Source organism: Bradyrhizobium sp. LMG 9283, assembly GCF_045571415.1.
Classification (GTDB): domain Bacteria; phylum Pseudomonadota; class Alphaproteobacteria; order Rhizobiales; family Xanthobacteraceae; genus Bradyrhizobium.
The window spans coordinates 834,469-847,719 of record NZ_CP120691.1; the positions used below are offsets into that span (position 1 = coordinate 834,469).

Genomic DNA, 13,251 nt, shown 5'->3' on the forward strand with positions numbered 1-13,251 from the left:
GTGAGCGCCGTCACCGAATCTACCCGTCAGTCGCGTCCCGCCTCCATGATCGCCTTGGCGAGCCGCGCCGGATCGGAGAAGCACAGCTCGTGGCTTCCCGCGACCTGCACCAGACGGAACAGGCCGAGCTTCTCCGATAGACGCGGATGCCAGCCATAGCTGTGCGGCAGCGCGGTGTCCTCGGTGCAGTTGATGTAGGATTTGGCCAGCGGCATCTCGGCCGGATTGGTCTTGAGGACGATCTTGTCGGTGAAGGTCGCCAGCGGATGCGGATTGAGCACGTCGTAGGCGCGCTGCGCCAGCTCGATATCCGCATCGTTGATGAAGGCTTCGCGCCAGATCGGGAAGGGCAGCACCACCGAGCCGTCGCCGCGCTCGGCCGCGATCGCGTCGAACAGTCCGATATAGTGCGGTGGCACCATGTCGTTGAGGCATTCGCCATTGTTGGGCACGAAGGCATTCCAGTAGACGAGGCGACGGATGCGCTCCGGCGCGAGGTCGGCCGCCCCCGTGATGATCATGCCGCCATAGGAATGGCCGACCAGGATGACGTCCTTCAGATCGTTCTCCGCAAGGTAGTCGGCGATCGACTGGATCGCTGCCTTCAGCCCGGTCGTCTTGGCATCGCCCGGTCGGTTGCCTTTGATGGTGGGGGTATGGACCTGATGGCCAGCCGCGCGGATCGGCGCGGCGACGGGCTCGAACTCGGCACCGGTGTGCCAGGCGCCATGAACGAGAACGTAGGTCGACATGTTGTGGCTCCTCCCGAGGGTGTGGTTAGATTGAGGTTGCGATGGGCCCTAGCCGGTGCGGCGCTGCCGTGCGTCAATTGTGGACCGGCGACTGATTTGCCGCTTGGCTGGAAGTGAACCGGATTGGTCTCGGAGTGAACCGATGCAGCAGATCGAGCGCGCCATTCCGTCACGGCAATCGGCCTGGAATACCACGGGCATGCGGCCGAACGAGCAATTCGCCTATTACCGCGAGGCGATCTGCCAGGCATTTATGAATCTGACGCCGGAGCCGGCGGCCGCGGCTGGCTTTCCCGCCAGCGTCGAGCACGTCCGTCTTGGCGATGCTGCGATCAACCGCGTCAGCTTTCCTGAGCATGTGGTACGCCGCTCCGCGGCCGACATCGCGGCGTCCGACCGCAGCTGTTTCTACCTCAACCTGAAGCTGGCCGGCCGCTGCCGCATCCAGCAGGACGGCCGCGAGATCAGCCTCTCGCCCGGGCAGGTCGGTATCTTCGACAGCGATCGGCAGTTCGCCCTCCTGCACGACCGGGGTCCGCAATTGCAGGTCGCCTCGTTCTGGGTGCCGGCAGAGGCCTTGCGCGAGCGGTTGCCGGCCTCGTTCGAGATCTCCGCGGTACGCGTCTCCGACGATCCCTTCGTCGGCCATCTCATCGTCGAGACTGCGCGCACGCTCAGCGACGGGGCGCTGCGCATGACCGAGGACGAGGGCGTGCTTTTGTTTCGCGCGCTGATCGAGCTGGTCGCCGTCAGCCTGTCGCGGCGCAGCCGGGCAGGTGCTGCAGAGTCCGAGAGTCTTGCCGATGCGACCGCGCTGGCGCTGAAACGAGCCATTCACCAGCGGCTTCGTCAGCCCGGTCTTGCGGTTGCCGATGTCGCCGAGGCCGTAGGCATCAGCGAGCGCTATGTGCACAAGCTTCTGGCGCGGTCAGGCTCCAGCTTCACCGAATACGTCATCGACCATCGACTCGACGGGGCGGCCAAGGATCTCAGGGATGCCGCAATGGCGGATCGGGCGATCGGCGCCATCGCGTTCGACTGGGGTTTCTCGGACCTCTCCCATTTCACGCGCCGTTTCAAGCAGCGCTTTGGCTGCCGTCCGCGCGACTGGCGGACGCGCTGAGCGCTACAGCGACCTTGCGATCAACAGCTTCATGATTTCATTGGTGCCGCCATAGATCTTCTGGATGCGGGAATCGATGAAGATGCGCGAGATCGGGTATTCCTGCATGTAGCCGTAGCCGCCGAACAGCTGCAGGCATTCGTCGGCCGTCTCGACCTGCTTCTCCGAGCACCAGTACTTCGCCATCGATGCCGTGACCGTGTCGAGGTCTTTTGCGACCAAGCGCTCGATGCACCAGTCGACGAAGACGCGCGCGATCATCGCCTCGGTCTTGCGCTCGGCCAGCGTGAAGGCGGTGTTCTGGAAATCCATCAGTGGCTTGCCGAACGCCTTCCGCTCCTTGGTGTACTCGGTGGTGAGTTTCACGGCGCGCTCCATCGAGGCGACGGCGCCGACCGCGAGCGCAAGCCGCTCCTGCGGCAATTGCTGCATCAGCTGGACAAAGCCCTGGCCTTCCTCCTTGCCGAGCAGGTTTTCCGGCGGCACCACGACATTATCGAAGAACAGCTCGGACGTGTCGGAGGCGTGCAGCCCGATCTTGTCGAGGTTGCGCCCGCGCTTGTAGCCGTCCGCGCCCGCGGTCTCGATCACGATCAGCGAGATGCCCTTGGCGCCGGCTTCGCCCGTGCGGGCGACCACAATGACGAGGTCGGCGGCTTGGCCGTTGGTGATGAACGTCTTCTGGCCGTTGATAACGTAGGAATTGCCCTGCTTCTTCGCCGTGGTCTTGACCGCCTGGAGATCCGAGCCGGTACCGGGCTCGGTCATGGCGATGGCGCCGACCATCTCGCCCGAGGCCATCTTCGGCAGCCAGCGCTTCTTCTGCTCCTCCGAGCCGTAATTGAGGATGTAGTGCGCGACGATGGCGCTGTGCACGGAGACGCCGGTCGTTAGCTCCGGCACCGTGCTCTCGAGATCGTCCAGCACGGCGGCGTCATAGGCGAAGGTCGCGCCGAGGCCGCCATATTCCTCGGGCACGCTCGCCAGCAGCGCGCCCATCTCGCCGAGCCCGCGCCAGGCGAAGCGGTCGACCATCTTCTGCGCGCGCCATTTTTCGGCGTGCGGCGCCAAGTCCTTGGCGAGGTATTTCCGGAACTGGTCGCGGAAAACGTCGAGCTCTTCGGTCATCCAGGAGGAGCGGTAGGACATGATTACCTCGGTTGGTGCGGCGTTCCGGCTTGGTAGGCCAGTCCGCCGCGGCAATTATTGTGTTTTCAGGCTGCGCTGGGGACGCTACCAAGGCGACCGTAACAGCGTCTGTCGGGATGGCTGATTGTGGCTGTCAAAACTCAAGAGCTCAAGCTCGACATCGAGCGCATCGGCACGGTCTCGGCGATGCTGACGCGGCCGGATCATGCGCGCGCCTGCTACGTGCTGACGCACGGCGCGGGCGCGGATATGCGGCATTCATTCATGGAGAAGGTCGCATCTGGCCTTGCGGAGCGCGGCATCGCGACGTTCCGATTCAATTTCCCTTACATGGAAGAGAAGAAGGGGCGTCCCGACCAGCCGGCCGTCGCGCACGCCGCCATCCGCGCGGCGATCGAGGAGGCGGCGCGGCTGTGTCCCGGCGTGAAGCTCATTGCGGGTGGCAAATCTTTCGGCGGACGCATGACCTCGCAGGCGCAGGCGAAGGCACCTTTGCCTGACGTCAAAGGCCTCGCTTTCCTCGGCTTTCCTCTGCATGCCGCTAAGAAGCCGTCGTCGGAGCGCGCCGAGCACCTCTCCGGCATCGCCATCCCCATGCTGTTCCTGCAGGGCACGCGCGATGCGCTTGCCGATCTAAGCTATTTCAAGCCTGTCGTCGAGAAGCTCGGCCCGAAGGCGACGCTGCACCAGGTCGAAGGCGGCGACCATTCGTTTGCGGTGCTAAAGAAGTCCGGCCGTAGCAATGACGAGGCGCTCACCGAGGTGCTGGATGCGCTCGCGGCCTGGATCGATGCGCTCGCCTGAGGCTCAGGCCGAATAGAGCCCCTTGTCGCGCGCCTTCTGGATCGCGAGCGCGGCGATCAGGTCGAGCGTCGGTGTCGACAGGCCGGCGGTGCGCGCGAAGGCTTGGGGCGCCTTCACCAGCACGTCGATCTCCATGGCGCGACCGAGCTCGTAGTCCTGCAGCAGCGACGGCTTGTGGTTGGGGGCGGGGCCGCTGCGGGTGACGCGCTTGACCTCGGGAATGAAATGCTGGGCGATCTCGTTGGCTTCGTTCAGCATGCGCGGAATCACCTCCGCGAAAGCGGGGTCGTCGCGCACGCCACGCGCGGTCTGGCCGGTGAGCAGGCACAGCACCGAGAGCGACATGTTGGTCAGCAGCTTTGACCAGATCGCCTCGCGGATCTCGGCCACCGGCGGCGATTCCAGCCGCGCATCGTTGAAGACGCCGCGAAGCTTCGTGATCCGCTCGCAATTGCGGTCATCGCATTCGCCGATCAGGAGGCGATTGCGGTCCGGCGTGAGGTTCTGCACCACGCCGGGCGCGGTCACCTCGTTGGAGGAGAAGACGACGCCGCCGATGATGCGCTCCTTCGGGATGCAGGCGCGCAGGCGGCCGCCGGGGTCGAGGAAGGAAATGTCGGGCGGGGTCGGGTGTCGCGGCGGCAGCCCGATCCCGTACCACCAAGGAATGCCGTTCTGGGCGAACACGATCGCGGTATCGTCTTGCAGCAACGGCTTGATGCTGGACACCAGTCCCGGCAGCGCGGTCGCCTTCAGCGTAGAGATCACGACGTCCTGCGCGCCGAGCTGGGCCGGATCGCCCGATGCGTTCACCTTGGCGCCGACCTCGGAATCGCCGACGAGACTGAGCAAGAATTACTGGTTTTGGCGGAGTCAGGCCGGTGTGGGCGACCGATTGCGATCGGAGGCGGTGATTGATCCAGAAGGCCTCTGGAGCAAGCTGGATGCCCTGCAGGAGGGCTGCGAGGGTGCCTCGGCCAGGAGCGAGCGTCTTTGCGAGGGCGGCCAGAAACACGTCTAAGCCAAGAATGTTGAGCACGCGGGTAAAGTTGTAGCAGAGCGCCATCAGGTTCCACTCACCGCGGACCTTATCGAAGCCGCGGACCAGGAAATGACGATAGCCGGCGCGGCATTTGAGCGTGCCAAACGGATGCTCGACGATGGCAAAACGACGGCGCATCAGCTCGCCTGCACCCTGCATCCGCGCGCGATGACGTTCAAGAACGCCTTCATGCTCCCAGCGACCGATCGTCCGGTAGGCCGCGTTCGACGAGAGACACTGGACCTTGAGCGGGCAGGTCCTGCAGATCGCTCCGCGCGCCGCATAGCGGATCTCGATGCGGCCGCTGGTGTTCTTTTGCCTGCTCTTCATCGGATGTAGCGGTTGGCCGGCAGGACAACGGTAGGTGTCGGTTGCGCCATCATAGTTGAAGTCCTTGAGGGCAAAGCGGCCTTGCTTCTCGAGCCGGGCGTTGCCCTCCGGCACCGGCACATAGGGCGTGATGCCATCGTCTTCACAGGCCTTCAGTTCGCGACTGCTGTAATAGCCCTCATCTGCCAGCGCCTGCAGGGCCCCGACCTCGAGAGCCTCTTTTGCCGCCATGGCCATCGCATGTAGCTGGCCGACATCGCTGCTGTCGTTCACCACCTCGCTGGCGACAATGAGCTTGTGCTTGTCATCGACGGCGGTCTGCACATTGTAGCCTGCGACGCCCTGGCCGCTCTTGACCAGAAGCCGGGCATCCGGATCAGTCAGGGATAGCTGCGTCGCGCCATTCTCTTCCAGCCGAGCAAGGTCGCCTTGTGCGCGCAAGCGCTTCGCCAGCAGCGCCGCGATCTTCGCACCGATGTCGCCGCCACCTCCGCCGCCGCCATCGGGGCCATCCTTGCCCGGCTTCTTGGCTTCCGCGGCATCATTGTCCTCAAGGCACTTGCCGTAAGCCTCGATCTCTTGGTCCAGCTTGATGATCTGATCGGCAAGCCGTTTGCGCGTAAAGATGCTGGCCTTGCTGGCGTCGCCATGGAAGAACGAGCCGTCAATTGCAACAACGCTGCCGCCGACAAGACCAAGCTCGCGCATCAGCAGCACGAAGCTGCGGTTAGCTGCCTTCAGAGCCGCCCAGTTCTCTTTGCGGAAATTGCCGATCGTCCGATAACCCGGCTTCAGATTCCTCAGCAGCCAGATCAGTTCCAGATTGCGGCCGGCCTCCCGCTCCAACCGACGCGACGACCTGATTTGGTTGATGTAGCCGTAAAGGTAGAGCTTCAGCAGATCGGCTGGATCGTATGGCGGCTGGCCGACCTCTTCAGCCTTGCGATCCGCATGGCGAAAGCCGAGCTTGGCAAGGTCGAGGACACGAACGAAGCTCTCAATCGCCCGGACGGGGTTGTCCGGTCCGACATAGTCCTCAATCCGAGCAGGAAGCAGGCTGGCCTGGTCGCGGCTCTCGCCGGTCTTGAATGTGCGATTCGTCATGAACAGAATCGTACATCAACTCACCAAAATGCCGAGTTCTTGCTCAGTCTCGACGCGCAACTTGAGGCCATTGGCGCGAGCCGCCTCCAGATGCGCCCCCCGCATCACGCACGACACCTCATGGCCGGCGCGCGCCAGCCGTACCGCAATGTGGCTGCCGACGGCGCCCGCGCCGAAAATGCAGATGCGCATGATGATATCCCGTATCCATCCCTTGGTGCCGTCTGGCAGCAGCATGACACAAGCCGCCATGCGATGGACGCGGCCGCCCTACGCCGGAAAGATATGGATCGGGACATGCAGCCTCGGCCATAGTGCAGGGCAAACAAACGACCGGAGGATCGCCGATGACTGCCAGCCCCGTCCTGTGGAGCCTTGATGAGCGTGGGGTTGCGACCGTCACGTTGAACCGGCCGGAGGTCAACAATGCGTATGACGGCGCGCTGATATCAGGCGTGCTCGCGGCCATGGACGATCTGGCTAAAAAGCCGAACCTCCGCGTCGTCGTTCTCAAGGGGAATGGCAAGCATTTCCAGGCGGGCGCTGACCTCAAATGGATCAACGGCGTGCGGCCGCAATCAACTGAAGCCAACGAGGCGGCCTCGCGTGCGACCTTCGAGGCCGTGCAGCGGCTCAACACCTTGCCGATCCCGACCGTCGCGCTGGTGCAGGGCGGCTGTTTCGGCGGCGGAACCGGCGTGATCGCGGCCTGCGATGTCGTGATTGCCGCGGACAACGCGCTGTTCTCGATCACTGAGGTGCGCTGGGGCCTGACCGCGGCGATCATCATCCCGCAGCTCTGCGACGCCATCAGTGTCCGGCAAGTCCGCCGCTACGCGCTCACCGGCGAGCGCTTCGGCGCCGAGGACGCCCGCCGCATCGGCCTCGTGCATGAGGTGGTGCCGCTCGCCGATCTCGAAGCTGCAGGCAGCAAGGTGGTCGAGCAACTGCTCGCCAACGGACCGGAGGCAATGGCTGAAACCAAGAAGCTGGCGCTCGAAAGCTCTTTCGGTGGCATGGCGGTGGACGATGCCGTCTATAACCGGCTCGTGCAGCTGCATTCGCTCAAGCGCCAGAGCGCGGAAGCTGCGGAAGGGCTGGCCTCGTTCGCCGAGAAGCGGGCGGCGAATTGGAGCGGCGGAAAAACGTGAACGTCAGCAGCCGCGGCAGATGTTGTTGATGCTGCGATAGACGGCGTCGTCGCCCTGCCGCATCTGGCGCAGCGTTTCGAATGTCTTGCTCTCGTCGGTCGGCGCGGCGGGCTTGCGCTTCGCGGCGAGTTCTTCCTCCTGCCGCTTGTAGCAGGCCTCGCGATCGGGCTTGGCCTGGATGAAGCGGCAGTTTTGCTCCAGGGCTGCGGCGGGAGCGACGGAGATCGCGAGAGCGAGCAGAGCGAATTTCAAGAGCGTCGAATCCATGCGGACACTTCTGTCAGGTCCGTTGATCGAGGGCAACTGCAACTTCTGCCGTGCGTAGCCCGGATGAGCGAAGCGATATCCGGGGAGGCCGAGAAAAATCCCGCATGTCGCTTCACTCATGCGGGCTACGGCACTTCACACGGCTCACAGCGACGGCGCCAGTGACGTTTTCAGCAGTGTCAGCAGCGCCTGCACCGCGGCGGCGTTGCGTCGCCGCTCGGGGATCGCGGCCTTCACCCACAATTCCGGAATCGGAAAGTCGCGCAGCACGGGCTTCAGCCTGCCATCGCGCAACGCATCGGCTACGAGATAATGCGAGATCAGTGCGATGCCGTTGCCGGCGATCGCGCTGCGTGCCAGCACGTGTCCTTCGTTGGAGGACAGCAGTGGGCTGACCTGGATGCTGATGCGGCCGCGCGGTCCGTCGAAGACCCATTCCGGTCCGGTCGGCATGAAGCTGAGGCAGCGATGCTCGACGAGGTCGCGCGGATGTTTTGGCGTGCCATGTTTCTTCAAGTAAGCCGGCGAGGCGCAGAGCAGCCGCTTCAGCGGACACAGCGGCTCGTCGATGACACCGCCGAACGAATGCGGGAAGGCGCCGATGGCGATATCAAAACCTTCGGTGACGGGATCGACCGGACGATCGATCAGCACGATCTCGAGCTTCAGTCGCGGATTCTGGGTCTGGAAGGCGCTGAAGGCGTCGGCGAGGCGCGCCACGGTCAGCGAAGTCGGCGCCTTGATGCGAAGGTGATCGACGAGATCATGGCCCTTCTCGCCCATCCGCGAGAGCAGATCGGTCGCGTCGGCGACCACGCCGCGCGCGCGATGCACATAGCGCTGCCCGGCTTCGGTGAGCCGCAATTGCCGGGTCGAGCGGTGAAACAGCGGCGTGCCGATCCGTGTCTCCAGCTGCGTGACGCGCTTGGCGACCACCGACGTCGAGACGTTGAGCTTTCGCGCGGCGGCAGAGAAGCCGGTGGCATCCGCGGTGGCGAGGAAGGCCTGCAGGTTCACCAGGATGTCCATGTCGCCCTTTCTCGATTCGCGAAAGCTGATCGCGTATCTTGGTGGATTGTACGCTCCCTCGCGTTAATTCATAGTCGCCCCAAGCAAGAGATTTCCGGGAGCGGACGCGCCATGCGGGCCACGACGATTGAAGAACCGGCACGACAAGTGCCGCTCTATGGCGAGTATGAAGTCGTCGTGCTCGGCGGCGGTCCTGCCGGCATTATCGCGGCGGCCTCGGCGGCGCGGGCCGGACGGCGGACCTTACTGATCGAACGCTACGGCTTTCTCGGCGGCATGGGCACCGCGGCCGGCGTCACCAACTTTTGCGGCCTGCACGGTAACGTCCATGGTGAGCATCGGCGGCTGGTGCAGGGCATGGCGTCGGAGCTGCTGGCGCGGATCGATCATCTGAATGGCCTCAACGCGCCGCATCTGATCCTCGGCAAGGTCTTCGCGCAAGCTTACGACAGCGCGGCCTACAAGATCGCGGCCGACGAGCTGCTCGCAGGTCACAAAGTGAATATCCTCTTCCACGCGCTCGGCGCCGGTGTGGTGATGGGCGACGACTGCCGCATCGACGCGTTGCTGGTCGAGACCAAGGCCGGTCGGCAGGCCGTGCGCGCGGAGATTTTTATCGACTGCTCCGGCGACGGCGATCTCGCGGTCTGGGCAGGCGCGCCGTTCGACATCGGCGACGCGCACGGTCATCCGCTCTACCCCTCGATGATGCTCCGCCTCAATGGCATCGATCCTGAGAAGGCGGGCGAAGCCTGGCGGACCATTCCGCAGTTGATGGAAAAGGCCGCGGCCGCCGGCACCCACACATTCCCGCGCAAGAGCGCGATCGTGCGGCCGCAAAAGTCCGGCATCGAATGGCGGGTGAACTTTACGCAAATCGCGCGCGAGGACGGCCACGCCATCAACGGCATCGAGCCCGACGACCTCACCCGCGGCGAGATCGAAGGCCGCAAGCAGGCGCTCGCCGCGTTTGAATTCCTGCGCACCGTGCCCGGGTTTGAAAAGTCCTACATCGTCGACCTGCCGCCCCAGCTCGGCATCCGCGAGACCCGCCGCATCAGGGGTGGCTATCAGCTCAGCGGCGAGGACGTGCTCGGCTGCGCCTCGTTCGCGGACTCGATCGGCGTCAATGGCTGGCCGATCGAGGCCCATGTTCCCGGCGACGTCGTCTTCACCTTCCCGCCGATCCCGGAATCCCGCGGCTACAACGAGCTGCCCTACCGGATGCTGGTGCCCGAGGGCGTCGACAATCTCCTGGTCGCCGGCCGCTGTGCTTCGATGACCCATGAGGGCCAGTCGGCGGCGCGGGTCTCAGGCGCCTGTTTCGTGATGGGCGAGGCCGCCGGTTCCGCCGCCGCGCTGGCGCTCTCCGGAAATCGGATCCCGCGTGACTTCCCCGTTGAAAAATTGCAGGAAACGTTGAAACAACAGGGCGCTTTCATCGGGCGAGACCAGGCGGTGCCCGAAGGGCTTTAACGGACTGCAAGACAACGACGGCGGAGGAAACAGGATGATCGGGATGGTGCGGCTCGCGCTCGCGGGCCTGGTAGCGATCATGGCGATAGGCACGGCGCGGGCCGAGGACGCGCTGAAGGCCAAGATCGGCGTGCTCCGCCTGTCGTCCTCCGCGCCCGTCTTCATCGCGCAGGACAAGGGCTATTTCCGCGAGGCTGGCTTAGAGGTCGAGCTGAAGTTCTTCGACGCGGCGCAGCCGATCGCGGTCGCCACCACCTCGGGCGACGTCGATTTCGGCGTCACCGCCTTCACCGCGGGCCTCTACAATCTCGCCGGCAAGGGCGTGCTGAAGGTGATCGGCGGCATGAGCCGCGAGAGGCCTGGCTATCCCCTGATCGGCTATTTCGCCAGCAACAATGCCTATGCCGCCGGGCTGAAGACGCCGAAGGATCTCGCGGGCAAGCGCGTTGCGGTTACGCAGGTCGGATCGAGCTTTCACTATTCGCTCGGCCTGCTCGCCGACAAATACGGCTTCAAGCTCGCGGATGTGAAGATCGTGCCGCTGCAATCGCTGTCGAATGCGGCCGCCGCGCTGAAGGGCGAAACCGTCGATGCGGCGCTGCTTCCCATCTCGACCGCGCGAAAATTGATGGACGAGGGTGGCGCAAAATTCCTGGGCTGGGTCGGCGACGAGACGCCGTGGCAGTTAGGGGCGGTGTTCGCCTCGCCGAAGACGCTGACCAACAAGGCGCTGGTGACGAAATTCCTCGGCGTGCTCGCGAAAGCCGACCGCGAATATCACGACGTCATCCTCGCCGCGATGAAGAACGGCGTTGCGCCGATCAACGAGCAGACCAAGCCGCTGCTGGAGATCATCGCGAAGTACACCAATCTGCCGGTGGAGCAGGTCGTCGGCAATTGCGCCTATATCGATCCCGACGGCAAACTGGACGTGAAGAACGTCGACAACCAGATCAAATGGCTCCAGGACCAGGGTTTTGCCGACAAGGGCTTTGACGCGAACGCGATCATCGCCAAGGACTATGTGAAGGCGGATTGATGCGAACGATGCAGACTCTCGCGACGGGCGATCTGCCACCCTCCCCTGGAGGGGGAGGGTCGATCGCACCGGCGATGCGCAGCATCGTCCGGAGCGAGCGGGGTGGGGTGAGCCACGGCGGCGGCCTGTCCGTCGTTCGCGCCAGCCGCTCGCGCAAAGTTCGAGGGCAGGCGTCGTCAGCATCATTGTGGATGGACTGTCACCCCACCCCGGTTTGCATGTCGCTTCGCTGCATGCAAACCGACCCTCCCCCTCCAGGAGAGGGTGAAGAAGGTGAGCGCATCGCATGGACCTGATCGCCAGCCACATCACCCATCGCTTCGGCGATCTCGCCGTGCTCGACGACGTCTCCTTCACCGTCGGCGCTGGCGAGGTGGTGGCGATCGTCGGTCCCTCCGGCTGCGGGAAGAGCACGCTGCTGTCGATTCTCGGCGGGCTGTTGCAGCCGACCGCCGGCGCGCCCGAGCTGCGCGGGGCGCCGCCGGCGGACAGTCTCAATCCGTTGACGTTCGTCTTCCAGGATTTTGCGCTGCTGCCCTGGGCCACCGTGGAGGAGAACGTCGAATTCCCGCTGCTACACACGCAGCTCGCAGCCGCGCAGCGCCGCGCGCTGGTCGAGGACGCCCTGCGCCGCACCGGCCTCACCGATTTCCGCCAGACTTATCCAAAGCAGCTGTCCGGCGGCATGCGCCAGCGGGTCGGCATCTCGCGCGCGCTCGCGGTGAAGCCCGCCATCCTGCTGATGGACGAGCCGCTCTCGGCGCTGGATTCGCAGACTCGCGAGCTCCTGATGGAGGATTTCGTTCGCCTGCTCGCCGATGGCGGCATGGGCGCGGTCTACGTCACCCATAATCTCGAGGAAGCGGCGCGGCTCGCCGACCGCATCGTGGTGCTGTCGCGGCGACCGGGGCGCATTCGCGAGGTCGTGACCGTCCCGATGACGCGGGCGGCGCGCGGCGAAACGACGGCGCGCGAAAAACTGCTCGCGCTGCAGAACCAGATCTGGTCGCTGATCCGCAACGAAGCCATCGACGCCGAGCGTGAGGTCCAGCATGCTTGATCGCGCCGGCCTGCCTGCGAAGGATGAGACGACGCGCCGGGTTCGCTTCCGCGGCGCAGGCTTCGTGCCTGCGTCGAGCCGTTTCGGCGGCTGGATCGCGCTCGCCCTGGTCATCGCGATCTGGCAGGCCGCCGGCAGCATCGGGCTGGTCAACCCGCTGTTCCTGCCGACGCCCTCGGCGATCGCACGCGCGATCTACCAGCTCGCGATCTCGGGCGCGCTCTGGCAGCATCTGTCCGCTTCGCTCTTGCGAGTCGGCGTCGGCTGGCTGCTTGGGACAGCGGCCGGCGTCGGCGTCGGCTTTGCCATCGGCCTGTCGCGGCTGGCGCGCAGCGTCGGCATCACCTTCATCTCGGCGCTGTTCCCGATCCCGAAGATCGCGCTCCTGCCGCTCTTGATCCTCTGGCTCGGCATCGGCGAAGAGCCCAAGATCGCGACCATTGCCTTGGGCGTGTTCTTCTCGACCGCGATCTCGGTCTATAGCGGCGTCGATGCGGTGCCGCGCAACCTGATCCGTATGGCGCAGAGTTTCAACGTGCCCTTCGCCACCATCGTGCGCAAGGTGATCTGGCCGGGCGCGCTGCCGGCCATCCTCGCCGGCTTCCGCATCACGGCGTCGGTGGCCCTGCTGCTCGTCGTCAGCGCCGAGATGATCGGCGCGCAATACGGCATCGGCGCCTTCGTGCTGCAGGCCGGCAATCTGATGCAGACCGATCAGCTGCTCGCGGGCGTGGTGATCCTGTCAGTGTTCGGGCTGGCAGTGGGCAAGGTGATCGGCTGGCTGGAGACGCGGCTGTTGCATTGGCGGTAGCCGCATTCACCGCCGCTGTAGGGTGGGCAAAGCGAAGCGTGCCCACCACTTCCTCATGCATCATCGAGCCATGGTGGGCACGGCGCAAGGGCGCCTTTGCCCACCCTACGAGAG

At 64.8% G+C, this 13,251-nt stretch carries 11 protein-coding genes and 3 pseudogenes; 7 read left to right on the forward strand and 7 right to left on the reverse strand.

Going from position 1 to position 13,251, the window contains the following annotated elements; genetic code table 11:
* Positions 1-26: 26 nt before the first annotated feature.
* A complete protein-coding gene (locus P6U29_RS03860) occupies positions 27-752 on the reverse strand; it encodes an alpha/beta fold hydrolase (RefSeq protein WP_407116387.1) in 726 nt (241 codons plus the stop codon).
* Positions 753-894: 142 nt separating this feature from the next.
* On the opposite strand from P6U29_RS03860, the gene P6U29_RS03865 reads away from it, so the two are divergent.
* Complete coding sequence (locus P6U29_RS03865) at positions 895-1,875, forward strand: helix-turn-helix domain-containing protein (protein ID WP_407116388.1); 981 nt, start codon at positions 895-897, stop codon at positions 1,873-1,875.
* Positions 1,876-1,878: 3 nt separating this feature from the next.
* Here P6U29_RS03865 and P6U29_RS03870 read toward each other — a convergent pair whose 3' ends face one another.
* Positions 1,879-3,024 (reverse strand): acyl-CoA dehydrogenase family protein, encoded by a 1,146-nt coding sequence (locus P6U29_RS03870; protein WP_407116389.1) that lies wholly within the window; start codon positions 3,022-3,024, stop codon positions 1,879-1,881.
* Between the two features lie 126 nt (positions 3,025-3,150).
* On the opposite strand from P6U29_RS03870, the gene P6U29_RS03875 reads away from it, so the two are divergent.
* Positions 3,151-3,828, forward strand: coding sequence for an alpha/beta family hydrolase (locus tag P6U29_RS03875; protein ID WP_407116390.1), 678 nt, complete (start codon positions 3,151-3,153; stop codon positions 3,826-3,828).
* A 3-nt stretch (positions 3,829-3,831) separates the two neighbouring features.
* On the opposite strand, the pseudogene P6U29_RS03880 reads toward P6U29_RS03875, so the two are convergent.
* The 3 pseudogenes from P6U29_RS03880 to P6U29_RS03890 all read right to left on the reverse strand — a co-directional run.
* Positions 3,832-4,668: pseudogene (locus tag P6U29_RS03880) on the reverse strand (ketopantoate reductase C-terminal domain-containing protein); the annotation flags it as partial.
* Positions 4,669-4,918: 250 nt separating this feature from the next.
* Positions 4,919-6,304: pseudogene (locus tag P6U29_RS03885) on the reverse strand (IS1182 family transposase); the annotation flags it as partial.
* A gap of 51 nt (positions 6,305-6,355) precedes the next feature.
* Positions 6,356-6,496 (reverse strand): annotated as a pseudogene (locus tag P6U29_RS03890) (2-dehydropantoate 2-reductase N-terminal domain-containing protein); the annotation flags it as partial.
* Positions 6,497-6,651: 155 nt separating this feature from the next.
* Here P6U29_RS03890 and P6U29_RS03895 point away from each other — a divergent pair.
* The gene (locus P6U29_RS03895) at positions 6,652-7,455 is read left to right on the forward strand and encodes an enoyl-CoA hydratase-related protein (protein WP_407116391.1); all 804 of its coding nucleotides are present in this window, start codon (positions 6,652-6,654) and stop codon (positions 7,453-7,455) included.
* 3 nt (positions 7,456-7,458) lie between these two features.
* Here P6U29_RS03895 and P6U29_RS03900 read toward each other — a convergent pair whose 3' ends face one another.
* Both P6U29_RS03900 and P6U29_RS03905 read right to left on the reverse strand, forming a co-directional pair.
* Positions 7,459-7,722: a hypothetical protein gene (locus P6U29_RS03900; RefSeq protein ID WP_407116392.1), complete on the reverse strand. Its 264-nt coding sequence runs from the start codon at positions 7,720-7,722 to the stop codon at positions 7,459-7,461.
* A gap of 144 nt (positions 7,723-7,866) precedes the next feature.
* Complete coding sequence (locus P6U29_RS03905; protein ID WP_407116393.1) at positions 7,867-8,751, reverse strand: LysR family transcriptional regulator; 885 nt, start codon at positions 8,749-8,751, stop codon at positions 7,867-7,869.
* A gap of 111 nt (positions 8,752-8,862) precedes the next feature.
* Between P6U29_RS03905 and P6U29_RS03910 the strand changes: the two genes are divergently transcribed.
* The 4 genes from P6U29_RS03910 to P6U29_RS03925 all read left to right on the forward strand — a co-directional run bounded on the left by P6U29_RS03910 (position 8,863) and on the right by P6U29_RS03925 (position 13,137).
* Positions 8,863-10,227, forward strand: a complete 1,365-nt coding sequence (locus P6U29_RS03910; protein WP_407116394.1) for an FAD-dependent oxidoreductase — start codon at positions 8,863-8,865, stop codon at positions 10,225-10,227.
* A 34-nt stretch (positions 10,228-10,261) separates the two neighbouring features.
* Positions 10,262-11,266, forward strand: coding sequence for an ABC transporter substrate-binding protein (locus tag P6U29_RS03915; protein WP_407116395.1), 1,005 nt, complete (start codon positions 10,262-10,264; stop codon positions 11,264-11,266).
* Positions 11,267-11,552: 286 nt separating this feature from the next.
* On the forward strand, positions 11,553-12,326 hold the full coding sequence (locus P6U29_RS03920) for an ABC transporter ATP-binding protein (protein WP_407116396.1): 774 nt from the start codon (positions 11,553-11,555) through the stop codon (positions 12,324-12,326).
* Positions 12,319-13,137, forward strand: coding sequence for an ABC transporter permease (locus P6U29_RS03925; protein WP_407116397.1), 819 nt, complete (start codon positions 12,319-12,321; stop codon positions 13,135-13,137). Before P6U29_RS03920 ends, P6U29_RS03925 begins: the two co-directional genes overlap by 8 nt.
* Positions 13,138-13,251 lie beyond the last annotated feature (114 nt).

Coding starts and splice junctions, on each gene's coding strand:
- P6U29_RS03860 (WP_407116387.1), bottom strand. CDS start 752: ATGTCGACCTACGTTCTCGTTCATGGCGCCTGGCACACCGGTGCCGAG.
- P6U29_RS03865 (WP_407116388.1), top strand. CDS start 895: ATGCAGCAGATCGAGCGCGCCATTCCGTCACGGCAATCGGCCTGGAAT.
- P6U29_RS03870 (WP_407116389.1), bottom strand. CDS start 3,024: ATGTCCTACCGCTCCTCCTGGATGACCGAAGAGCTCGACGTTTTCCGC.
- P6U29_RS03895 (WP_407116391.1), top strand. CDS start 6,652: ATGACTGCCAGCCCCGTCCTGTGGAGCCTTGATGAGCGTGGGGTTGCG.
- P6U29_RS03900 (WP_407116392.1), bottom strand. CDS start 7,722: ATGGATTCGACGCTCTTGAAATTCGCTCTGCTCGCTCTCGCGATCTCC.
- P6U29_RS03905 (WP_407116393.1), bottom strand. CDS start 8,751: ATGGACATCCTGGTGAACCTGCAGGCCTTCCTCGCCACCGCGGATGCC.
- P6U29_RS03910 (WP_407116394.1), top strand. CDS start 8,863: ATGCGGGCCACGACGATTGAAGAACCGGCACGACAAGTGCCGCTCTAT.
- P6U29_RS03915 (WP_407116395.1), top strand. CDS start 10,262: ATGATCGGGATGGTGCGGCTCGCGCTCGCGGGCCTGGTAGCGATCATG.
- P6U29_RS03920 (WP_407116396.1), top strand. CDS start 11,553: ATGGACCTGATCGCCAGCCACATCACCCATCGCTTCGGCGATCTCGCC.
- P6U29_RS03925 (WP_407116397.1), top strand. CDS start 12,319: ATGCTTGATCGCGCCGGCCTGCCTGCGAAGGATGAGACGACGCGCCGG.